The sequence below is a fragment of the Pararhodobacter zhoushanensis genome (assembly GCF_003990445.1).
Taxonomy (GTDB): Bacteria; Pseudomonadota; Alphaproteobacteria; order Rhodobacterales; family Rhodobacteraceae; genus Pararhodobacter; species Pararhodobacter zhoushanensis.
Genome location: NZ_REEZ01000001.1, coordinates 21,542 through 42,223 on the forward strand (window position 1 = coordinate 21,542; position 20,682 = coordinate 42,223).

At 64.5% G+C, this 20,682-nt stretch carries 21 protein-coding genes; 7 read left to right on the top strand and 14 right to left on the bottom strand.

The window, feature by feature from the left end; translation table 11 throughout:
- Position 1 precedes the first annotated feature (1 nt).
- The 6 genes from trkA to dusB form a co-directional block, all read right to left on the bottom strand.
- Positions 2 to 1,378 carry a Trk system potassium transporter TrkA gene (trkA, locus tag EAE28_RS00120; RefSeq protein ID WP_127103790.1) on the bottom strand — a complete coding sequence of 459 codons (1,377 nt, stop codon included), beginning with the start codon at positions 1,376 to 1,378 and terminating at the stop codon, positions 2 to 4.
- Between the two features lie 21 nt (positions 1,379 to 1,399).
- Positions 1,400 to 2,791, bottom strand: a complete 1,392-nt coding sequence (gene ntrX / locus EAE28_RS00125; RefSeq protein WP_127103791.1) for a nitrogen assimilation response regulator NtrX — start codon at positions 2,789 to 2,791, stop codon at positions 1,400 to 1,402.
- Positions 2,788 to 5,088, bottom strand: coding sequence for a sensor histidine kinase NtrY-like (locus tag EAE28_RS00130; RefSeq protein ID WP_127103792.1), 2,301 nt, complete (start codon positions 5,086 to 5,088; stop codon positions 2,788 to 2,790). The genes ntrX and EAE28_RS00130 overlap by 4 nt, the downstream gene beginning before the upstream one ends.
- 83 nt (positions 5,089 to 5,171) lie before the next feature.
- Entirely contained in the window at positions 5,172 to 6,572 is a 1,401-nt protein-coding gene (locus tag EAE28_RS00135; protein ID WP_127103793.1) for a response regulator, read from the bottom strand.
- Positions 6,572 to 7,675: a two-component system sensor histidine kinase NtrB gene (locus EAE28_RS00140; protein WP_127103794.1), complete on the bottom strand. Its 1,104-nt coding sequence runs from the start codon at positions 7,673 to 7,675 to the stop codon at positions 6,572 to 6,574. Before EAE28_RS00140 ends, EAE28_RS00135 begins: the two co-directional genes overlap by 1 nt.
- Entirely contained in the window at positions 7,672 to 8,661 is a 990-nt protein-coding gene (dusB, locus tag EAE28_RS00145; protein ID WP_127103795.1) for a tRNA dihydrouridine synthase DusB, read from the bottom strand. The genes EAE28_RS00140 and dusB overlap by 4 nt, the downstream gene beginning before the upstream one ends.
- 228 nt (positions 8,662 to 8,889) lie before the next feature.
- Here dusB and EAE28_RS00150 point away from each other — a divergent pair, with 228 nt between their 5' ends.
- The 4 genes from EAE28_RS00150 to EAE28_RS00165 all read left to right on the top strand — a co-directional run bounded on the left by EAE28_RS00150 (position 8,890) and on the right by EAE28_RS00165 (position 12,340).
- Positions 8,890 to 10,041: a bifunctional 2-C-methyl-D-erythritol 4-phosphate cytidylyltransferase/2-C-methyl-D-erythritol 2,4-cyclodiphosphate synthase gene (locus tag EAE28_RS00150; protein WP_127103796.1), complete on the top strand. Its 1,152-nt coding sequence runs from the start codon at positions 8,890 to 8,892 to the stop codon at positions 10,039 to 10,041.
- On the top strand, positions 10,038 to 10,532 hold the full coding sequence (locus EAE28_RS00155; RefSeq protein ID WP_127103797.1) for a phosphatidylglycerophosphatase A family protein: 495 nt from the start codon (positions 10,038 to 10,040) through the stop codon (positions 10,530 to 10,532). Before EAE28_RS00150 ends, EAE28_RS00155 begins: the two co-directional genes overlap by 4 nt.
- Complete coding sequence (locus EAE28_RS00160; RefSeq protein ID WP_127103798.1) at positions 10,529 to 10,999, top strand: CinA family protein; 471 nt, start codon at positions 10,529 to 10,531, stop codon at positions 10,997 to 10,999. The genes EAE28_RS00155 and EAE28_RS00160 overlap by 4 nt, the downstream gene beginning before the upstream one ends.
- Positions 11,000 to 11,161: 162 nt before the next feature.
- On the top strand, positions 11,162 to 12,340 hold the full coding sequence (locus EAE28_RS00165; protein WP_127103799.1) for an ammonium transporter: 1,179 nt from the start codon (positions 11,162 to 11,164) through the stop codon (positions 12,338 to 12,340).
- Here the strand turns inward: EAE28_RS00165 and EAE28_RS00170 are convergent.
- The 4 genes from EAE28_RS00170 to EAE28_RS00185 form a co-directional block, all read right to left on the bottom strand.
- Positions 12,330 to 12,872 (bottom strand): helix-turn-helix transcriptional regulator, encoded by a 543-nt coding sequence (locus EAE28_RS00170; RefSeq protein WP_127104628.1) that lies wholly within the window; start codon positions 12,870 to 12,872, stop codon positions 12,330 to 12,332. The two genes, EAE28_RS00165 and EAE28_RS00170, sit on opposite strands and share 11 nt — an antisense overlap.
- A 1-nt stretch (position 12,873) precedes the next feature.
- A complete protein-coding gene (locus tag EAE28_RS00175) occupies positions 12,874 to 13,407 on the bottom strand; it encodes a cytochrome b/b6 domain-containing protein (RefSeq protein ID WP_127103800.1) in 534 nt (177 codons plus the stop codon).
- Position 13,408: 1 nt separating this feature from the next.
- Complete coding sequence (locus EAE28_RS00180; protein ID WP_127103801.1) at positions 13,409 to 13,693, bottom strand: PepSY domain-containing protein; 285 nt, start codon at positions 13,691 to 13,693, stop codon at positions 13,409 to 13,411.
- Positions 13,694 to 13,814: 121 nt separating this feature from the next.
- The gene (locus EAE28_RS00185) at positions 13,815 to 14,270 is read right to left on the bottom strand and encodes a type II toxin-antitoxin system RatA family toxin (RefSeq protein WP_127103802.1); all 456 of its coding nucleotides are present in this window, start codon (positions 14,268 to 14,270) and stop codon (positions 13,815 to 13,817) included.
- A 76-nt stretch (positions 14,271 to 14,346) separates the two neighbouring features.
- Between EAE28_RS00185 and hpt the strand changes: the two genes are divergently transcribed.
- Positions 14,347 to 14,883, top strand: coding sequence for a hypoxanthine phosphoribosyltransferase (gene hpt, locus EAE28_RS00190; RefSeq protein ID WP_127103803.1), 537 nt, complete (start codon positions 14,347 to 14,349; stop codon positions 14,881 to 14,883).
- Here the strand turns inward: hpt and EAE28_RS00195 are convergent.
- Complete coding sequence (locus EAE28_RS00195) at positions 14,876 to 15,787, bottom strand: tetratricopeptide repeat protein (protein ID WP_127103804.1); 912 nt, start codon at positions 15,785 to 15,787, stop codon at positions 14,876 to 14,878. The two genes, hpt and EAE28_RS00195, sit on opposite strands and share 8 nt — an antisense overlap.
- A gap of 95 nt (positions 15,788 to 15,882) precedes the next feature.
- Positions 15,883 to 16,584, bottom strand: coding sequence for a class I SAM-dependent methyltransferase (locus EAE28_RS00200; RefSeq protein WP_127103805.1), 702 nt, complete (start codon positions 16,582 to 16,584; stop codon positions 15,883 to 15,885).
- A 236-nt stretch (positions 16,585 to 16,820) separates the two neighbouring features.
- On the opposite strand from EAE28_RS00200, the gene EAE28_RS00205 reads away from it, so the two are divergent.
- Both EAE28_RS00205 and pyrC read left to right on the top strand, forming a co-directional pair.
- Positions 16,821 to 17,747, top strand: coding sequence for a phosphoadenosine phosphosulfate reductase (locus tag EAE28_RS00205; protein WP_127103806.1), 927 nt, complete (start codon positions 16,821 to 16,823; stop codon positions 17,745 to 17,747).
- Positions 17,748 to 17,787: 40 nt separating this feature from the next.
- Positions 17,788 to 18,825 carry a dihydroorotase gene (gene pyrC, locus EAE28_RS00210; protein ID WP_127103807.1) on the top strand — a complete coding sequence of 346 codons (1,038 nt, stop codon included), beginning with the start codon at positions 17,788 to 17,790 and terminating at the stop codon, positions 18,823 to 18,825.
- Between the two features lie 2 nt (positions 18,826 to 18,827).
- On the opposite strand, the gene EAE28_RS00215 is transcribed toward pyrC, so the two are convergent.
- Positions 18,828 to 19,034, bottom strand: coding sequence for a Flp family type IVb pilin (locus EAE28_RS00215; protein ID WP_127103808.1), 207 nt, complete (start codon positions 19,032 to 19,034; stop codon positions 18,828 to 18,830).
- Positions 19,035 to 19,140: 106 nt separating this feature from the next.
- On the bottom strand, positions 19,141 to 20,547 hold the full coding sequence (locus EAE28_RS00220; RefSeq protein ID WP_127103809.1) for an amidase: 1,407 nt from the start codon (positions 20,545 to 20,547) through the stop codon (positions 19,141 to 19,143).
- Positions 20,548 to 20,682 lie beyond the last annotated feature (135 nt).

Below are 20,682 nucleotides of genomic sequence, written 5' to 3' on the forward strand. Positions count from 1 at the left end.
GTCAGAAGTACTCCACCGCCACCTGCAGCAGGCGCTCGATCACCGGCACATCGTTGCGCAGCGCAAAGATGACCAGCTGGTCGCCCTCTTGCAGCTCGGTCGTGCCGGTCGGTTTGACGAACTCGCCGTTCTTCTTGACCGCACCGACCAGCGCCCCCTCAGGGAAACCGATCGCGCCGATGGTCCGGCCGGCCAGCGGCGAGGTGGACAGCACCTGTGCCTCGATCACCTCGGCCTCGCCGTCGCCAATGGTGTAGATCGAACTGACGCGCCCCAGACGCACATGCCGCAGGATCGACGACACGGTCGTGGCGCGCGGGTTGATATGCGCGTCGATGCCCAGGTGGTCCATCAACGGCACCAGCGACGGGTCGTTCACCAGCGCGATGGTCATCTTGGACCCCATCGCCTTGGCCCGCACGCAGGCCAGAAGGTTGGTCTTGTCGTCATCCGTCACGGCCAGCACCGCATCGGCGCTTTCAATCGCCGCTTCGGTCAGCAGCTCGCTGTCCATCCCGTCACCGTGCAGCACAATCGTGCGCTCGAGCGCGTCGGCAGCCACCTCGGCGCGGGCGCGGTCCCGCTCGATCACCTTGACGCGCACGCGGTCACGCTGGGTTTCCAGCGCCCGGGCAACGCCCAGACCGACATTGCCCGCGCCGACGATGACGATGCGTTCCTGCTTGGCCAGCGGCTTGCCAAAGATCGCCAGCGTGCGTGCCAGATCGCTGCTTTCGGAAACCACATAAATCTGATCGCCGTCAAACAACTGATCCCCCGGCTCGGGCGCGAACAGCTTGCCGCCGCGCCGCACGCCGACGACAATGGCGCGCAGGCTTGAGAACAGCTCGGTCAGCTGCCGCAGGGGCGTGTTCAGCACCGGGCAGTCGGCATCCAGTGAGATCCCCGCCATGCGCACGCTGCCGTCCAGAAAGTCCTGAATGTCAAAGGTCGAGGGTGCCGCCAGCCGCCGCAAAGCGGCGCGCGAGACCTCGCGTTCAGGGTTGATGACCACGTCGATGGGCATGTGATCGCGGCGAAACAACTCGGTGTAGCGCGGCTCAAGATAGCTCTGCGCCCGCAACCGCGCGATCTTGCGCGTCACATTGAACACCGAATGCGCCACCTGACAGGTGACCATGTTCACCTCGTCGGAATGCGTGGCGGCGATGATCATATCGGCCTCACGCGCGCCCGCCTGTTCCAGCACATCGGGGTGCGAGGCAAAGCCGACAACCCCCTGAACCTCAAGCGTATCCGTCGCGCGGCGCACAAGCGCTGCGTTATTGTCGACAATCGAGACATCGTTCGCCTCGCCCGCAAGATGGCGGGCGATCTGCCAGCCAACCTGCCCCGCGCCGCAGATGATGATTTTCATCGCCCGTTAATCCCTATGTCGTCAGTCGTCGCGCCCGCCGCGTCCGCCTGAAAGCGCTGCGGTGTTCACCCCCAGCGATTTCAGTTTACGATGCAGCGCCGAGCGTTCCATACCGACAAACGCGGCGGTACGCGAGATGTTGCCGCCAAAGCGGTTGATCTGCGTCAAAAGATATTCGCGCTCGAACAACTCGCGCGCCTCGCGCAGCGGCAAGGCCGCCAGACCGCCGCCCAGGACGACGCGCCCCTCTTCCTCGGGATCGGCCGATTCCGCGATCAGATCGCGCGCTTCAATCGCCTCCTGGCCGTCACCCAGAATAAGCGCGCGCTCGATCACGTTGCGCAACTGGCGGATGTTGCCCGGCCAGTTCATCGATTGCAGCTGAGTTTCGGCATCCTCGGACAGCTCGCGCTTGGGCAAGCCCTGCGTCTGGTGCAACAGCTCGACGAAATGGCGGGCCAGAACGGGGATATCCTCGCGCCGGTCGGTGAGCGCGGGCACCTGGATCGGCACGACATTGAGCCGGTCATACAGCTCCTGACGGAACGTCCCCGCCGCGATCTCGGCGCGCAGGTCGCGCGTGGTCGAGGAAATCACCCGCAGATCGACGCGCACCCGGTCCGCGCCGTCGACGCGGGTGAAGGTCTGCTCGACCAGCACACGCAGGATTTTCGACTGCGTTCCCAGCGGCATATCGGCCACTTCGTCAAGGTATAGCACCCCGCCATTCGCCTGTTCCAGCAGACCCGGAATGATCCCCCGCGCGCCGCTTTCCTGACCAAAGAGGACTGTTTCCATCTTGTCCGGCTCAATCGACGCGCACGAGACGGTGACAAACGGCGCATCGGCGCGGTTGGATTGCGCGTGGATATACCGCGCCGCGACCTCTTTGCCGCTGCCCGACGGCCCGGTCAGCATCACCCGCCCGTTCGACCGCGTGACCTTGCCCAGTTGCGCGCGCAGGAACTTCATCGCTGCCGACTGTCCGATCATCTCGGTCGGGCCGGTGTCGCGCTTGCGCAGTTTGGTGTTCTCGCGCCGCAGCCGCGAGGTTTCCATCGCGCGGCCGATCACCACCAGCAACTGATCGGTGTTGAAGGGCTTTTCGACAAAGTCATAGGCCCCTTTCTTAATCGCCTCGACCGCGATTTCGATGTTGCCGTGGCCCGAGATGATGACCACCGGAATTGACGGATACTCGCGCTTGACCGACATCAGAATACCGATGCCGTCCAGCTTGGAATCCCGCAACCACAGATCGAGGATCATCAGCATCGGCGGGTCACTGACCACCGCAGCCATCGCATCATCCGAATTGGCGGCGACGCGGGTCGAATAGCCTTCGTCACGCAGGATCTCGGCGACCAGCTCGCGAATATCGCGTTCGTCGTCCACGATAAGGATGTCGCTCATGTTTCGGCTCCTGTGTCAGCATGGTTGCCGCGCGCAGAGCGCAAGACCGGCAACCGGATTTCAGCCAGCGCACCGCTGTGCGTGCAGCCCGCCATGGCGGGTGCATCGCGCAGCACGAGTGTACCGCCGTGTTCTTCGATGATCTTCTTGACGATGGGCAGGCCCAGCCCGGTGCCCCGCTCGCGCGTCGTCACATAGGGTTCAAACAACCGCGCGCGATCTTCCGGCAAGCCCACACCATTGTCGGCAATCTCGATGGTCGCGCGCTCGGGGCTGACCGCCATCGACACGTGGATCTGGGGTTGAAAGCCGTCGGGCGCGCGCCCGGCTTCGATAAGCCCTTCAATGGCTTCGCCCGCGTTCTTGAGCAAATTGGTCATCGCCTGCGTGATCATGGTAGGGTCGATTTCAACGATCAGCGGCTCGGTCGGCAGCTGCACATCGAATTCAACGCTTTCCTGCCCGGCCTCTTGCAGCATCGTCGCATCGCGCAGCAGTTGCACCAGATCGGTCGGACGGCGGTCCGGTTCCGGCATACGGGCAAAGCGCGAGAACTCATCAACAATACGCCGCAAGTCATTGGTTTGGCGCACGATAACATCGCTGAGCTGGCCAAGCGATGCCGCATCCTCGTCCTGCAACATCTTGCCGAATTTCCGCTTGATGCGCTCGGCTGACAGCTGGATCGGGGTCAGCGGGTTCTTGATCTCATGCGCGATGCGGCGCGCGACGTCGCCCCATGCAGCCATCCGCTGGGCCGAGACCAGCTCGGTCACATCGTCAAAGGCAACCACATAGCCCTCAAGCTCGCCACTGGCGTTGCGCCGCTCTGCCAGCCGGACCAGCAGGCTTTCCAGCCGCCCGTTGCGGCTGATGCGGACCTCGTCCTGTACCCGCCCGCCGACCATGCGCCCCTCGCCGCCTTGCAGGCGTGAGAGCAGCGGGCCGAACTCGGGCACGACCTCGACCAGCGACTGATGCGCGACTCCGTCGGCGGAAATCTTGGTCAGCGTCTCGGCGGCGCGGTTGACGAAATCGACGCGCCCGTCGGCGGTCAGGCCGATCACCCCGGCTGTGACCGAGCCCAGCACGGAATCAAACAACCGGCGGCGCTCTTCGATCTGGCGGGTATTGGTCAGCAGCGTTTCGCGCTGGCCCTTGAGTTGGCGGATCATCTGGTTGAACACCCGGCCCATGGTGGCGATCTCATCTTCGCCGCGCTGTTCGGGCACCTGCACGTCCAGATCGCCATCCCCGACCCGCTCGGCAGCCCCCGCCAGCCGCCCGATAGGGCGCGACAGACCTTCGGCGAACCACATCCCTAGCCAGACAGCGGCCAGAATCAGGATCAGCGCAAAGCCGATATAGAGCAGCGCGAAATTGAACAGCACCGTGCCGCGCTCGGCCTCGAGCTGGTTATAAAGCTGGATGGTCTGTTGCGTTTCGTCCAGCAAGCTGAGGATTTCGCCATCCACTGCCCGCGCAACATAAAGCAGCCGGTTCGGATACCCGGTCAGCGGCACCAGCGCGCGGAACTCGCTGTTGGGCCAGTCCTTGATCAGCGTCAGTTGCCCCCCGGCGGCCTGCGCCAGGTCCGCGCGATCGGGTTGAATGAAATCAAAAAGATACGATCGTTCGCCGCGCAGCCGGAGCGTGCCCTGAAAATCGATGATGAACGCCACCCGCAGCCCGCGCTGAATGGCAGCCTGCGCCTGACTGAGCAACTGGCGCGTATCGCCTTCGGACAGCGCCGGGCTGGCGCGGCGGGCGCTTTCGAGCAGGTTTGCGACGGCCTGCGCATCCTCGGTCAGGTTGCGCTCCTGCTCGGCCTGATAGGCCTCGGCGGCAGACAGCGAATTGCCGACCACATTGCGCACCCGGTCAGAAAACCAGCCCTCGAGCCCCAGATTGATCGTCACCACGGCAAAGACTGCGACGGTGATGGCTGGCAGCAACGCAATCAGCGCAAAGAAGGCGGACAAGCGCAGGTGCAACCGCGACCCTGCAGACCGCGAACGCCGCGCGCCGATCATCCAGCTGATGCGCAAAAGCACCAGCCCCGCCACGATCAGAATGTAGAACAGGTCCGCGACCAGCACGAGCCGCAGCGATGGCAGGTTCTGCACGAAGGAGAACGGACCCAACACCAGTGTCGTCGCCACGACGAGGATGGGTGCCAGCACAACCAGAACAAGCGTCCCGCCAGCCTGAAGCCGCCGCTGAAACAGACTGCGGCGCGGCAAGACATGCTCGGCCGCGGGCGCAGTCACGCCAACAGGGCTGTCAGACGGGCTCATGGACGAGATTCAGGCAACACGGGCGGCAACAACGCGGTATAAGGTCAACAGGTGCGGCACTTAGGCCACGCCCTGTTGCCTGACTACATCAATTTGCGCCGCCGTGTCACGCGAATATCCAGTTCGTTTGTCTTCTTTCGAAGCGTGTTTCTGTTGATACCCAGCAAATCAGCACAGCGTGCCTGATTTCCGCCCGTGTATTCCAGGGCGATATCAATCAGCGGCGCTTCGACTTCGCGCAGGATGCGCTGGTAGACCCCCGGTGGCGGCAGATCGGCACCGTGCAACTCGAAGTAGCGGCGTACATGACGGGCTACAGACTCGGCCAAGGTCCCCGCTTCGGTCGATTCGCCGGCTGGCGAGGTGGCGGGATGGGCGTTCAGCGCCGATTCCATCTCGGCCCGGGTGATATCAGGCTCTTGCCCGGTGATCACCAGCCGACGGATCACGTTTTCGAGCTGGCGCACGTTGCCGGGCCAGCGGTACTGGCGCACCAGTTCCAGCGCCGAGGCCGACAGACGGCGCGGGTTGCCGCCTTCTCGGGCGGCGCGGGCGAGGAAATGCTCGGCCAGCAGCGGAATATCTTCGATCCGTTCGCGCAGGGGTGGCACATGCAGCGTCACGCCGGACAGCCGGTAGTAAAGGTCATGGCGGAACTGGCCCGACTCCAGCGCGCCGGTCAGGCTGCCATCGGCAATGGCGATGATGCGCGGGCCGTCGGCAGGCAGCGCATCGAGCAGACGCACCAGACGCGCCTGCGCCGGACCGTCCAGATCGCCCAGCCCATCGATGACCAGCGAGCCACCGCGTGCGCGCGCCATCAGCGCCGCGCCCGAGCTGCCCTGATCCGTGCCGAAATCCTGCGCCGAGGCCAGCACGAACGGCTGCGCCCGGCGATCTGAGAAGTCATGCAGCGCCCGTGCAATCAGCGACTTGCCGGTGCCGGATTCGCCGGTGATCAGCGCCGGAAGTTCGGCGTTCATCACCCGCGCGACCAGCCGGTACAGCGCCTGCATCGACGGCGTCCGCCCGACCAACGGCAGGTCTTCGGCGGCCGACGGCTCGGGCAGGGAAATCGGTGCCGGGGTCTGTGACGGCGCCGGGGCCCGTACCCCGCGCCGCGAACTTTCCATCGCCTTGCCCGCCCGCGACAGCAGATCGGGCAGATCGAACGGCTTGGGCAGGTAATCCCACGCCTCGGCCTCGGTCGCCTGAATGGCGGTCATGATGGTGTTTTGCGCCGAGATCACGATGACCGGCAGCCCCGGCCGCAGGGTCTTGATGCGCGGCAACATTTCGATGCCGTTGCCATCCGGCATCATCACATCGGTCACCACCAGATCGCCTTTGCCCTCTTCGACCCATCGCAGCAGCGTGGTCAGGCTGGACGTGGCGTGAACCCGGCACCCGGCGCGCGTCAGCGCCTGGGTCAGCACGGTGCGGATCGTGCGGTCGTCATCAGCGACGAGGACGGTTCCATCCATCAGCGGGTCTCCTTGGTTGTGGTGGGGGCCATTGGCAGCGACACCCGAAAGATGGTCTGGCCGGGGCGCGACTTGACCTCGATCCAGCCCTCATGCGCGGCGATGATCTTTGAGACCAACGCCAGCCCCAGCCCGGTGCCGTTCTCACGGCCCGATACGAAAGGCTCGAAAATATTCTCGGCGATGGCCGCGGGCAAACCGGGGCCATCGTCAATGATTTCAACATGAAGCGGCAAGGCAACGCGCCGCTCGTCATGGCCTGCAACCTGCAGGCCGCGCTCGAAATAGGTATGGATGCGGATCTTGCCGCCCTGTGGTTGGGCTTCAGAGGCGTTCTTGATCAGGTTCAGAAACACCTGTTGCAACTGGTCCGGATCGGCCCAGACATCGGGCAGCGATGGGTCGTAGTCATCGCTCAGTTGCATATGCGCGCCAAAGCTGACCGTCGCCGACCGGCGGGCGCGTTCGAGCACGTCATGGATGTTGATCGGCTTGCGATCCGGCGGGCGCTGATCGCCGAATTGCTCGACCTGATCGAGCAGCTTTACGATCCGCCGGGTCTCGGCCACGATCAGGTCGGTCAGTTCCCGGTCCGCGGCGTTCAGCCCCATCGACAGCAGCTGTGCGGCCCCGGCAATACCGGCCAGCGGGTTCTTGATCTCATGCGCCAGCATCTCGGACATGCCGATGGCCGATTTCGCCGCCGCCTTTACCACCCGCGTGCGCCCCAGCCGCCCGGCAATATCGCGCGGGGTGATCAGCAAGAGCAGCGTGTCCGCCGGGTCGTTCATCGGCGCGATCTGGATGGTGCACAGAACCGACGGCTTCTCGCTGGTCGAGACATCGCAATCGTTGATGAAAATCGGCGCGCGGTTGTGGCGGGCGCGGGCCATCGCCTCTTCCATCGGGGCGTCGATATAGAGCCGGTCGGTGGCTACAGCCCCGCGCAGGATGGGGGCCGATGCCGACAGAAACTGCTCGGCTGCCGGATTGCAGTCGAGGATGACCTCGTCCCCGTCGCGCAAACCGGTCATGAAGGCGGGAATCGGCAAGGCCGAAAAGATCGCCCCCGGGACCGGTACTTGAGCGGGGTGTGTCGTCATGCTGCGGCCTTTGTTGGGGCGAGCGCATCGGGCAGCGCCGCGATCACCGCAGCCGGGTCGCTTTCACGCATCAGCCGCGCCCGCAGCTCTGCCGGGCCCTGCGCCGCGTCGATGTACCAGCCCAGATGTTTGCGCGCGATGCGGATGCCCAGATCGCGTCCGTAAAAGCTCAACATCGCGTCGTAATGCGTCGCCACCAGCTCAACCAGCGCGGCGCCCTGCGGCACCTCGGGCGCGGGCGTGCCATAGAGAGCGGCCCCGATCTGCGCCAAAAGCCACGGACGGCCCTGTGCGGCGCGTCCTACCATGATCCCGGCCGCCCCCGATTGCGCCAGCGCGCGGCGGGCGGCGGCGGGGCCGTCGATGTCGCCATTGACGATCACCGGCACGCTTGTCGCCTCGGTGACCGCGCGGATCGCCTGCCAGTCGGCCTTTCCGGTGTAGAATTGCGCGCGGGTGCGGCCGTGGATGGTGATCATCTGAACGCCTGCTGCCTCGGCCCGCGCGGCGATGGACGCTGCGTTCAGGCAGTCGCTGTCCCATCCCAGCCGCATCTTCAGCGTCACCGGAACCGAGACCGCGCCAACAACCGCGTCGATCAGCGACAGCGCCAGATCCGGCTCGCGCATCAGCGCCGAGCCTGCGGCACCACCGACAACCTTCTTCGCCGGGCACCCCATATTGATATCGATCAGCGGCGCGCCCTGCCCTTCGGCGATCCGCGCGGCTTCGGCCATGGCCTCGGGCGTGCGACCGGCCAGTTGTACGGCCGTTGGAATTCGGTCATCCACCTCTGCCCGCGCCCGCGAGGCTGCCCGGCGCGACGGCCGGGCCGTGACCATTTCACCCGAGGCAATCATCTCGCTCACCAGCAGCCCCGCGCCGAATCCGGCGACCGCCTGCCGGAATGGCAGGTCAGTAATTCCCGACATGGGCGCCAGAACAACGGGCGGATGCAGGTCAACAGGGAAAGCGGCAGATTTCATAGGCCCCTGTGCGGCAGAGATTTCGTGCTCATATAGCGCGCAGATTGGCTGGTCGGAAAGGCAAGTGCCTACAGATTTGCCCAGTCTTTCATCTTTCGCGTCTTTAGTATGCATCTATCAACTCCAATCGCTCATAAATTGAGCGTTATTCGCGCAGCGGCGCCGTGACTTGGCCTTGCAGCGCCATACACCTTCGCCTAATCCGGTGGCATGTCCTTTGTCAGCCCGATGTCCTTTGATACAGCCGTTATTCTGGTCGCCGCCGGTCGCGGCAGCCGGATGGGCGGTGATTTGCCCAAACAATGGCGCGATCTGGCCGGTCAGCCGGTGCTGGCGCATACCGTTGCCGCGTTTCGCGCGGCGGGGTTGGAGCGGATACTTCTGGTGATCCACCCCGATGACCACGCGCGTGCCGAGTCTTTCGGCCTGCAACTGGTCAATGGCGGTGCCACACGAACCGAGTCGGTGCGCGCGGCGCTCGAGATGCTCGCTACCGATGCCCCGGCGCGGGTGCTGATCCATGACGGCGCGCGGCCTTTGGTTGAGGTAGCGCAGATCGACGCTGTGCTTGAGGCCCTCAAAACCCATCCCGCTGCCGCGCCGGCCCTGCCCGTGACCGACGCCTTGTGGCGCGGCGCGGCGGGCAAGGTGGCCGGAACGCAGGCTCGGGGCGGGTTGTACCGGGCGCAAACGCCGCAAGGCTTCGACTTTCCGGCGTTGCTGGCCGCCTACCGCGCCCACCCGGATGAAGCTGCTGATGACGTCGCTATCGCGCAGGCCGCCGGGATGGACGTGTGGATCACGCAGGGGAGTGAGACAAATATCAAGCTCACCTATCCCGCTGATTTCCAGCGCGCCGAACAGATCTTGATCGCCCACCAGACAACTGAAAGTCAGACAATGGACATTCGCCTCGGCAACGGTTTTGATGTGCACGCGTTCACTGAGGGCGATCATTGCTGGATTTGCGGGATCAAGGTGCCCCATGACAAAGCCCTGCTTGGTCATTCGGATGCCGATGTCGGCATGCACGCCCTGACCGATGCGCTGTATGGGGCCATGGCCGAGGGGGATATTGGCCGCCACTTCCCGCCGTCCGACCCGCAGTGGAAAAGCGCCGAAAGCCATATTTTCTTGCGCCACGCCGCCGATCTGGCCCGCGCCAAGGGCTTTGCGATCAGCAATTGCGATGTCACGCTGATCTGTGAACGGCCCAAGATCGGGCCGCACGCCGACGCCATGCGCGCGATGCTGGCCGAGATCATGCAGATCGAGGTCGAGCGCGTCTCGGTCAAGGCCACAACCTCGGAACGGCTGGGCTTTACCGGTCGCGAAGAAGGCATTGCCTCTATTGCCACCGCAACTCTGGTGAAATCATGACCCTTGCCCGCCTGACTTCCATCGGCTTCGGCCTTGGCCTGCTGCGCCCTGCCCCCGGCACATGGGGATCAGCGGGCGCGCTGGCCGTCGGGCTGATCATCGACCGGTATCTGGGTGCCCCTGTGCTCGCCGTCGCGACCGTCGCCGCGATTTTGGCCGGGTTCTGGTCGTGCCACGCCGAGCTGCGCGACCGGCCCGGCGCGGACCCGTCCGAGATCGTGATCGATGAGGTCGCCGGTCAGTGGATCGCCCTTCTTTTCCCTGCCGTCGCCTTCTGGTGGCGCGGGTGGGACGACTGGATGCCCTACCCCGGCTGGGTCGCCGCTTTCGTGTTCTTCCGCCTGTTCGACATCTGGAAGCCGTGGATCATTGGTCGCGCGGATCGACGGTCGGACTGGATGGGCGTGATGCTCGATGACCTGCTGGCCGGGCTTTTTGCCGGTGTCGCCGTGGTTATCGCCGCAGGCGTCGCGCATGGGTTCTTGATGTGAGCGCGCTGGCCGAGCAGGTACTCGCCGCCGCCCGCGCCGCCGGGCTGACCCTTGCGACGGCTGAAAGCTGCACGGGTGGGCTGGTTGCCGGGGCGCTGACGGATATTGCCGGCTCCTCGGATGTGGTCGAGCGCGGCTTTGTCACCTACTCCAACACTGCCAAGCGCGAGATGCTGGGCGTGAAGGCCGAGACGCTGGATGCCCATGGCGCGGTCAGCGAAGCGGTCGCGCGCGAGATGGCAATGGGTGTGCTGGCCCATGCGCCCGTCGATCTGGCCGTGTCGATCACCGGGATTGCGGGACCGGGCGGTTCTGACTTCAAGCCCGAGGGGCGTGTCTGTTTCGGGATTGCCCGGAAAAACGGCAGCTGCCGGGTTGAGACTGTCGACTTTGGCCCGCTGGGGCGCGCAAATGTGCGGCAGGCGTCGGTCGAGCATGCCTTGCGCTTGCTCATGAGCGCCATCTAGCGTTTCAGTTTCGCTTATTATCCAAGCAAAGCGGGTCAATATTCGATCCATTGGCCCGCAGTTTGCGCTTTGAGTGCATTAATTGCGCTTGTCAGCCTGAATGGCGCTTTTCCGCCCAGTCTTTTGACGCTCTGACGAGCAGCAAGGACACGGAGGAACCCCATGAACGCTGCCGACACTGCCTTTCTGATCACCGCAACAGCCCTTGTGCTGTTCATGACCCTGCCCGCGCTGGCGCTGTTTTACGGCGGGCTGGTCCGGGCCCGCAACGTGCTCAGCGTGTTCATGCATGTCTTCTCGCTGGCCTGCCTGATGTCGGTGCTCTGGCTGGCCTTTGGCTATTCCATCGCCTTTGGCGAAGGGAATGCGCTGTGGGGTGGACTGAGCAAGATGTTCCTGAACGGCGTCGACGCCGACAGCCTAAGCGGCACCGTGCCCGAAGTGTTGTTCTTCACGTTCCAGATGACCTTCGCGATCATCACGCCGGCGCTGATCGTCGGTGCCTATGTCGAGCGCATCGGCTACGGGTTTGTGTTGGTCTTCTCGGCCCTGTGGATGCTGCTGGTCTACGCGCCGGTCGTTCACTGGATCTGGGGCGGCGGTTTCCTGTCGGATGGCGGGATCTTCGGCGCGATCGGTACGCGCGACTTCGCGGGCGGGATCGTGGTGCACGAAACCGCCGGTCTGGCCGCGCTGGTGATCGCGCTGGCACTGGGTCCACGCTTGAACCGCACCACCCCGCCGCATCAGCCGGGCATGGTGATGATGGGGGCGGCGATGCTGTGGGTCGGCTGGTTCGGCTTCAACGGCGGCTCGGCGCTGGCGGCGAACGGTCAGGCGGCGATGGCGATCACGGTGACGCATCTGTCGGCGGCGGCGGCGTCGCTGACCTGGGGTCTGTGGGAGCGCATCAAGTTTGGCCGCACCTCGATGGTCGGTCTGGTCACCGGGACGATTGCGGGTCTGGCGTCGATCACCCCGGCCTCTGGCTATGTCGGGCCGGTGGCGGCGCTGGTGATTGGCGGCGTGGCGGGCATCCTGTGTCAGGAAGCGGTCAATCTGCTGCGCAACCGGCTGAAACTGGATGACACGCTGGACGTCTTCGCCGTCCACGGTGTCGGCGGGATCTTTGGCACGATCATGATCGCGGTGCTCGGTCACGGCACATGGGCCGCACAGTTGGGCGCGCTGGCGATTGTCGGGGTCTGGACGGTGGTTGTGTCCTTCGCGCTGGTCAAGCTGGTCGGGCTGGTCACGCCGCTGCGCGTCGATGCCGAGACCGAGACAAGCGGTCTGGACATCATGGTCCACGGCGAGCGGGCTTACGATATCACGTCTTGATTGTCCCCTCGGCAGCCGGGTCGGGCTCACGCCCCATCAGGCTGTCTAGGATCAACGCCAACAAATCCGGGCGCCCGCTGGTGCCCGATTTTCGGTAGATCGCGTTGAGATGGCTTTTCACCGTCGCCTCGGACGAGCCGCGCAGCGCCGCGATCTCGGCAATCGACTGGCCCTTGACCATGAACATCGCGACGTCCTGTTCGGCCCCGGTCAACCGCCACAGCTCGAAATGCTCGAGCACCACTTCTTGCACCGCCGAGTTGGCAAGCCGCAGGTCGTGCTCGATCAAGGCCTGCCGCCGCAGCAGCCACAGCAGCAGCCGGACCTCGAGCACGATGGCGACGACAAGCGCGAGGCTGGCGGCGGCTTCGACCCACAGGTGCAGGGTAATCGTCCCCAGCCCCAACCGGCCATAAACCGACAGATCGTCGATCACATCCAGCGCAAAGAACACCGCACAGGCCGCCTGCAGGGCAATCAGCAGGACGATGGCGCGCACCAGACGCGGCGAAGCGGTCGGAAAAGCCTGCATTTTACTCATCAAGGAAGGTCTTGCGCCCTGTTATCATGGCCCGGATCAGGGTGACGCGGGTTCGCAGCGATAGAAACACAACCGCAGCGACATGGACAAGCACACTGATCAGCGCCCAGCCAAAGAGCAACGCGTGCAGCTCTTCCGCCCATTCAGGATCATGGCCCAGCGTGGACTCGGACAAGGTCAGGATCCAGCCGGTCAGGCCCAACAGCAGCATCACCGCCAGCAGGTTATAGACCATCAGCGCACCCAGCGGCGAGTGGCCGAGATGCCGCACCCGGCGCCCCAGCGCAAGCTCGCGGATTTGCGCGACGGTGGCGGTCAGGTCCGGGGGAAAGTCGGCAAAACGGGCGTGGCGGGGGCCGACAAACCCCCAGAGCAATCGCAAGAGCACCAGCGCAACGATGCCGTAACCGACCCAGCGGTGCAGCGGGCTGTGCCGGTCGATCAGCGCGGCATCGGCCAGAAAGCTGAGCGCCAGCGCCCAATGGAGCAGACGCACGACAGGGCCCCAGACGCGGTGGGTTTCCATCTCAGTCGTCCAGAGCGCTGCGGGTCACGGCCAGGTCGGCGTTCAGCCGCAGCTCCCACAAACGGCCTTCGCGTTCGGCCTTGACCTCGTAGCCACCGCGTTCCCGTTCAACGGTAAAGACATGATACCCTTGGGTCTCAAGACCCGCCACGATGCGCGTGCGCGTCTCGGCGTCAACGCTGCGATCCAAGAAAGCCGGCCAGCTCCACGCCTGCACGGGGAATGGCAGGGCAAAGCTTGTGGCCAGGATCAACGCGAATGTGGCGGGCTTGAAAAGGGCGTGCATGGCAGTTCCCTTGGGCAAGCCGCTTGGGTTCGGCTCGCCACAACTCTGCCACCTGAGACGCCTCATCGCCATGCGTCCACGGGCGCAAACCAGCGCTCTCAACCTCGGGATGGAGGCAGGTTCAGCCGTAAAGCTTGTGCGCGCGCGCCTCAAACGCGCCAACGACACGGCGCATGGCTTCGTCGAACACCAGTCCGATGATCCGCTGCAGCATGGCATTGCGGAACTCGAAATCGACTTCGAAGCGCACGCGGCAGCCGTCACCCTCGGGCTCGACCACCCAGTAGGAATGCAAATACTTGAACGGCCCGTCGATATAATCGGTCTCAATGCGCCGTTCAGCGGGCAGCAGCACCACACGCGAGCCGAACTTTTCACGGAAGACCTTGAAGCTGATCACCAGATCTGCCTCCATCACCTCAGCACCCTCGCCCCGCTCAGGCAGCGGGTCGCGCGAACGGATGCGGGCGGCGGCGGTCCAGGGCAGGAACTCGGGGTAACGCGCAACATCGGCGACCAGATCATAGATCTGAACCGCCGAGTAAGGCAGAACACGGTTTTCACTGTGTTTGGGCATGCGGCACCTCTGGCATATGCGGGCGCCTTTTCCTAGAGTGGGTCCGAGTTTTCAACCCCCAAAACCCGAGAGACCAATGCCCCAGCAGCCTTACGTGATCGATCAGATGATCTCGGCCAAGCGGATCGCAGCCCGTGTCGAGCAACTCGCCGAAGAGATCACCACCGCGTTCAAGGGCACCGACAAACTGGTCGTCGTTGGTTTGCTGCGCGGGTCTTTCGTCTTCATTGCCGACCTCGTTCGCGAGATCGACCTGCCGGTTGAGGTGGATTTCCTTGAGGCCAGCTCTTACGGCAACTCGATGCAGTCAAGCCGCGAGGTGCGCATCCTCAAGGATCTGCGCGGCGAAATCGGCGGGCGCGATGTGCTGGTGGTCGAGGATATCGTCGACACCGGCTTTACCCTGCACCATGTCCAGAAACTGCTGCTCAGCCGGGAACCCCGGCGGCTGGAAATCTGCGCGCTGCTCGACAAGCCGTCGCGCCGTGAGGTGGACATGAAAGCCACCTGGACCGGGTTCGAGATTCCCGATGAATTCGTCGTCGGCTATGGCATCGACTACGCGCAGCGCAACCGCAACCTGCCCTATATCGGCAAGGTCCGCTTTACCTGAGCTGCGCGGCAGCTTTGCCGATGGTCATGCAATCATCGGCCCAGGCGGCGCGATCCAACGCGTCGCCGTGATCCATCGCCCAGATGCAATACCCCGAGGCTTCGACAGCGCGTTCGCGGGTGCCAGCATTCTCATAGAGCATCCATGCCATGTTGATCCCGGCGCGGGCATAATCGCCGTCGATGGCTTGACGGTAGAGCCGCTCGGCCTCGACCAGATCCGACGGCCCGCCCATCCCGCGTTCGATCATGTAGGCCAGATTGTTGGTTGATTGCGCCAGACCGCGCTCTGACGCCTCGGCAAACAGCGCGCGGGCGTGGACCGGATCAGCGGCGACGCCCTCGCCGCTGTAATACAGATGCCCCAGATATTCCGCCCCCCAGGGATCGCCCGCAGCGCGGCCCTCTTCATAGAGCGCCAGTGCCCGCGTCAGATCCGCAGCGCCGCCCTCGCCGTTTTGCCACATCCTGCCCAGAGCAGAAAGCGCCGGGCCATAGCCACGCTCCGCCGACTCTTCAAACAGCTGGCGCGCCATGGCGAAGTTGATCGCCACACCTGGCCGTCCGTCGCGCAGCATCTGAGCCAGATTCATCTGCGCGCGGGCGTTGCCCTGCGCCATAGCGCGCTCGAACCAGCGCCGCGCGGCCAGTGGATCGGCAGCGACCCCCAGCCCGTCGTCATAGGCGACGCCGATCATGTTCTGCGCCATTGCATCGCCCGCTTCAGCCAGAGGCAGCAGCATCCGCAAGGCTTCAGCGTAGCGCCCGTCGACGAAGACCTCATACGCGGCAGCATAGGCCGGGGTCGCGCCGGCTGCCGGAGGGTTAGAGATCAGCTCGGCGCGTGAGGAAGGGGCGGTCAGGCTGGCTACCACCAGCGCCAGGGCAAAACAAAACGCGCGCATCAAACACTCCTGGTGGAAATCGGCCCACAAAAGGCCCGGAAAACCACAAGATGCGCCGAATCGCCGGGCCGCCCTACACCCAAACTGGTTAAGGCTCAGGCTTTACGGTGCAAATAGACCATCGGCATGCCGCGGATTTTCACGCCCTGTTGTGTCGTGCACCAGCCCGCCTCGGCCGCGCGGGCAATCAGGTCCGCCTGATACGGTGCCGGATCCCCCCAGGTTGCGTAGAGCTTGAAATCCGTATGGGCGATCGGCTTGAGACCATCGTTCAGAATTGCCTCCCATACCGCTGCTGCCGTGCCGATTGTCGCGGGCTTGCGGTAATCGCCGAACGCGACCACGCCGTCCTGTCGCAAAACCGTCCGGGCCGAGGCGATATCCTGGCGCAGCAGCTCATAGGTTTGACCCGCGTCAGCGTGGACAAAGCGCGCGGTCTGCGGGGCGACATAGCGCGTCAGCACAGCCGTCGGCCCCCGCACCACGCGTGGCAGAACGCGGTGAAACGCCAGATAATTGCGCTCGAAAGCAGCCTGCGTCTGACCTTGGTTGGTGAAGAACTGCCTTTCACCCGGATCCGCCTGATCCGAGGTTGCAATATCCTCGAACAGATCGACGCAGGTGAACACCTCGGCGTCGCGCCGATGATTGCCGATCAACACGGCGCTTTTCCCCATGAACACGCCCAGTTCGACCAGACTGCCCTCTGATTGCACCTTGTTCTGATGCTGCAAGATCCAGCTGAACGCGGCCTGATCAATCGGCATGAACCAGCCGGGAATTTCGTCGAACTTCATGGGGATTCCTGTAACCGCACAAACTCAGGTTTCGACGCTAGGGTGCGTGTCGCCATCCTGCAAGCCCGGCTGTCGCTGTCGCTTTGTTTCCTTATTGGCATCAAAGCGCTCGGACCGTTTCCGCCGAGAGCATCAAAAACCACAAGGATGCCTTTGCCTGTCCGGTTTTCCGCCACGCGGCCTTGGTGTAACCGTGGTAAACCAGTGACGGTCATCCCGTAGTGTGACGAGGGTCCATGAGTAACGACACAATCGAGATGTTCGACGCCAGTGAGGCCGAGACCGACGCCGACTGGCTGTCGATCCTGGAGGAAATTGGCGAAGAGGCGGGATACTTCTCGCCTTTGGGTGACAAGCATTCGGCGTTCTTCTCGGATCTGGGCGGCGTGCTGCTGGTCAGCTTTGAAACCCTGTCGGGCGTGCGTCAGGCGGGCGGCGGGCAGATGCCTCTGGGCTACCAGATCGCAGCCCCGCGCGGCTGGTCATCGCTGACAATCCTGGCGCATGACGAGACATGGTTCCGCGACGCCAATCTTTACGGCTATGTCGACCGGCTGATTGACGACGCGTTCTTTGAGGATTTCGACCGCGTGGTATTTTACGGCGCGGGCATGGGGGGCTATGGCGCGGCGGCGTTCTCAGTCGCGGCACCGGGCTGCACCGTTCTGGCGCTGGCCCCGCAGGCGACGCTGGACACCGACGTGGCCGAGTGGGACCGCCGGTTCCTGCGCGCGCGGCGCTTTGATTTCAACACGCGCTTTGGCTACGCCCCTGACATGTCCGAGGGCTGCGAGCGCGTGTTCATTGTTTATGATCCGATCCAGCAGGTCGACGCGGTCCATGCAGCCCTGTTCAAGGGTGCTCATGTTTCACGCCTGCGCGCGCGCAATATCGGGCGGGATCCGCAGGCAGAACTGGCGCGCATCAACGTCCTGCGCCCGCTGCTTGACGCAGCCTGTGACGGCACGCTGACCCCGCAGCGCTTCTATTCCCTGTGGCGCGCGCGGCGCGATAACCCGCATTACCTGGGTCGGCTGATCGGGCGGTTGCAGACGCTGAAGCGGCCCGCGCTTTTGCTGCGCGCCTTGCGGGCGGCGAACAAGAGGGTTGATCACCCGCAACTCAAACAGGCGCTGGCCAAGGTCGAAGCGGCGCAGCGCTAACCCTCTTCACAGCCCTGCGTCGGCGCGCTATGGGGGCGGTATGACCCGCCTTACCCTCACCCGCCCCGACGATTTCCACCTGCACCTGCGCGACGGCGCCATGTTGGCCGGGATCGCGCCCGAGACCGCGCGCGATTTCGCCCGTGCGATCATCATGCCCAATCTGGTGCCGCCGGTTGTGACGGGCGCGCAAGCTGCGGCCTACCGCGAGCGGATCGCTGCGGCGCTGCCGGGGGCGGATTTCACGCCCCTGATGACGCTCTATCTGACCGAGACCACCGATCCGGCTGATGTTGTCGCCGCGCACAAGGCGGGCATCATCGCGGCGGTCAAACTGTACCCCGCCGGGGCGACGACCAACTCGGCCTCGGGCGTGCGGGACTTTGACAAGGTGCGCCCGGTGTTTGATGCGATGGCCGAGGCGGGCGTGCCGCTGTGCCTGCACGGTGAAGTCACCGACGCCGAAATCGACATCTTTGACCGCGAGGCGGTGTTCATCGACCGCGTGCTCGATCCGGTCCGCCGGGCCAATCCGGGCCTGCGGGTGATCATGGAGCATGTGACGACCAAGGACGCCGTGGACTATGTGCGCGCAAACCCCAAGGGCTTGGGTGCTACGATCACCACGCATCACCTGATCATCAACCGCAACAACCTGCTGGTGGGCGGCATGCGCCCGCATTACTTCTGCCTGCCGGTCGCCAAGCGCGAACTGCATCGTCAGGCGCTGGTCGAGGCGGCAATCTCGGGCGATGCGCGGTTCTTTTTGGGCACCGACTCGGCCCCGCACAGCGACGACCGCAAGGAATGCGAGTGCTGCGCCGCCGGATGTTTCACCGCGACCAACACGATGCCGCTGCTGGCGCAGGTGTTCGAGCGTGAGGGCGCGCTGGACAGGCTGGAAGGCTTCACCGCGCACCACGGCGCGGATTTCTACGGCCTGCCGCGCAATGCCACGACGATCACGCTGGAAAAGCAGGCCGAGCCGGTGCGCTTTCCGGCCAAGATCCAGACCGGGGCCGGTCCGGTCACCGTGTTCGAACCGGGCTTTGACGTGCATTGGAAAGTGGTTGGCTGAGGCTATTGCGAATAGCCCAGCTCTTGCAACGGCGCGACTTCCATCGCGGTGAACGAGGTTTCCATCGTGGCAGCGACGTCATTGGCGCCGCTGCCCAATGTTGTGAACACCATGATGCCAAACCCCGCCGATATCGCCGCCAGCACCACCCAGTCCACCGTCACAGCGCCCGTCTCATCCGACAGGAAGCGATAGGCGTGACGGACCATGATGACCTCCAGCAAGGGATGTCGTTATGGCTTAACGACGGATTGGGTCAAAACTATGGCAGAATGCGCCATCTCCAAGCCCGGCACATTCGATAGCCCTTTAATATTAATAGGTTAACGCTCGCTCTTGCGGCTTGGTTTGATGCCAGGCTTCGGCCAGTTGCAGCAGCGCAAGGTCATTGCCGTGCCGACCGATCAGTTGCAGCCCCATCGGCAGCCCCGCAGTCCCGAATCCCGCCGGAACCGCCAGCGCAGGCAGCCCGATCAGCGAGGCGGGGATCACCACCTCCATCCAGCGATGATAGGTTTCCATGGGATGCCCGGCGATTTCCGTCGGATATTCGACCTCAAGCGGGAAGGGCCAGACCTGCGCTGTCGGCAAGATCAGGGCGTCAAACCTGTCGAACAGCTCAGCCGCCCGCGCGTACCATTCCGAGCGCGCCAGACTGGCCGCCTGCACCGCATCAAGGGTCAGGGAATGGCCGGTCTCGATCTCCCAGATCGCCGTCGCTTTCAGCTGCTTGCGCCAGACGGGGTTGCCATAGAGTGGTCCCAGTCGGTTGGCATTGGCAAAAGCCCGCAGATCCAGCCAGGATTTCCAGAGCTTGCGCGCGTCAAAAGGGGCCGGGATGGCTTCGACCGTCACGCCCATGGCGTCAAAGCGTTCGAGCGCGGCCTCGCAGGTTTCCAGCACCCCCGCCTCCATCGGATAGGCCCCGCCCCAGTCGCCCAGCCACGCCACGCGACGCCCGCGCATGTCGGCGTCGATGCGTGACAGATAGGGTTCCTTGGGCAACGTGAAGGGGCGCCCCGCCACCGGACCCGACTGCACCTCGAGCAGCGCCGCCAGATCGCGCGGGTTGCGCGCCATCGGTCCGTTGGTGGCAAGCGGGTGCAGGAACGTGTCGCCTTGCGCCTCATCCGGCACCCGGCCCCAGCTGGGCCGGAAGCCATAGACATTGTTCCAGCCCGCAGGGTTGCGCAGGCTGCCCATCATGTCCGAGCCATCGGCGACCGCGACCATGTTGCACGCCAGCGCCACCGCCGCCCCGCCTGACGACCCCCCGGCGCTGCGCGTCGGGTCATAGGCGTTGCCAGTCGCACCATGCACCGGATTGAAGGTGTGCGAGCCCAGACCGAACTCCGGCGTGTTGGTCTTGCCGATGAACACCGCGCCCGCTGCGCGCATCCGCGTGACGAGCAGATCATCCTTGCGCGCCACCTGCCCCGCCATGATCGGCGAGCCCATGCTGGTCGGCAGTCCGGCGACATTGGCCAGATCCTTGACCGCCATCGGCAGCCCGTGCATCCAGCCCGTGCGCGGCGCTTTGTCGGCAGCGCGCGCTTCGGCCAGCAGCGCGTCTTCGTCGCGCAGACTGACGATGGCGTTGACCGCAGGGTTGCGCTTGGCAATCCGCGCCAGCGTCGCCTGCATCAGCTCCTCGGCCGAAACCGCGCGCGACTCCAGCGCCGCCGCTTGCGCCAACGCGCTTTTGTCCAACAGATCGTCCATCATCGCCCCCGCCTTGTTTCTCCGCAATAATCGACGCGAAACTGCGCTTGGCAAGGCCAAGCTGTCGTGTTCCGCCATCACACGCGTCGCAATTTGCCAAGCATTGCAGCGCAGAGTAGCGTCGCCTCATCACAC

Coding starts and splice junctions, on each gene's coding strand:
- EAE28_RS00200 (WP_127103805.1), bottom strand. CDS start 16,584: ATGAAGTTCGACGAAATTCCCGGCTGGTTCATGCCGATTGATCAGGCC.
- EAE28_RS00185 (WP_127103802.1), bottom strand. CDS start 14,270: ATGCCCAAACACAGTGAAAACCGTGTTCTGCCTTACTCGGCGGTTCAG.
- EAE28_RS00180 (WP_127103801.1), bottom strand. CDS start 13,693: ATGCACGCCCTTTTCAAGCCCGCCACATTCGCGTTGATCCTGGCCACA.
- EAE28_RS00205 (WP_127103806.1), top strand. CDS start 16,821: ATGAGTAACGACACAATCGAGATGTTCGACGCCAGTGAGGCCGAGACC.
- EAE28_RS00215 (WP_127103808.1), bottom strand. CDS start 19,034: ATGGTCCGTCACGCCTATCGCTTCCTGTCGGATGAGACGGGCGCTGTG.
- EAE28_RS00150 (WP_127103796.1), top strand. CDS start 8,890: ATGTCCTTTGATACAGCCGTTATTCTGGTCGCCGCCGGTCGCGGCAGC.
- ntrX (WP_127103791.1), bottom strand. CDS start 2,791: ATGAGCGACATCCTTATCGTGGACGACGAACGCGATATTCGCGAGCTG.
- EAE28_RS00220 (WP_127103809.1), bottom strand. CDS start 20,547: ATGGACGATCTGTTGGACAAAAGCGCGTTGGCGCAAGCGGCGGCGCTG.
- pyrC (WP_127103807.1), top strand. CDS start 17,788: ATGACCCGCCTTACCCTCACCCGCCCCGACGATTTCCACCTGCACCTG.
- EAE28_RS00140 (WP_127103794.1), bottom strand. CDS start 7,675: ATGACGACACACCCCGCTCAAGTACCGGTCCCGGGGGCGATCTTTTCG.
- trkA (WP_127103790.1), bottom strand. CDS start 1,378: ATGAAAATCATCATCTGCGGCGCGGGGCAGGTTGGCTGGCAGATCGCC.
- EAE28_RS00130 (WP_127103792.1), bottom strand. CDS start 5,088: ATGAGCCCGTCTGACAGCCCTGTTGGCGTGACTGCGCCCGCGGCCGAG.
- EAE28_RS00135 (WP_127103793.1), bottom strand. CDS start 6,572: ATGGATGGAACCGTCCTCGTCGCTGATGACGACCGCACGATCCGCACC.
- EAE28_RS00165 (WP_127103799.1), top strand. CDS start 11,162: ATGAACGCTGCCGACACTGCCTTTCTGATCACCGCAACAGCCCTTGTG.
- hpt (WP_127103803.1), top strand. CDS start 14,347: ATGCCCCAGCAGCCTTACGTGATCGATCAGATGATCTCGGCCAAGCGG.
- dusB (WP_127103795.1), bottom strand. CDS start 8,661: ATGAAATCTGCCGCTTTCCCTGTTGACCTGCATCCGCCCGTTGTTCTG.
- EAE28_RS00175 (WP_127103800.1), bottom strand. CDS start 13,407: ATGGAAACCCACCGCGTCTGGGGCCCTGTCGTGCGTCTGCTCCATTGG.
- EAE28_RS00195 (WP_127103804.1), bottom strand. CDS start 15,787: ATGCGCGCGTTTTGTTTTGCCCTGGCGCTGGTGGTAGCCAGCCTGACC.
- EAE28_RS00155 (WP_127103797.1), top strand. CDS start 10,038: ATGACCCTTGCCCGCCTGACTTCCATCGGCTTCGGCCTTGGCCTGCTG.
- EAE28_RS00170 (WP_127104628.1), bottom strand. CDS start 12,872: ATGCAGGCTTTTCCGACCGCTTCGCCGCGTCTGGTGCGCGCCATCGTC.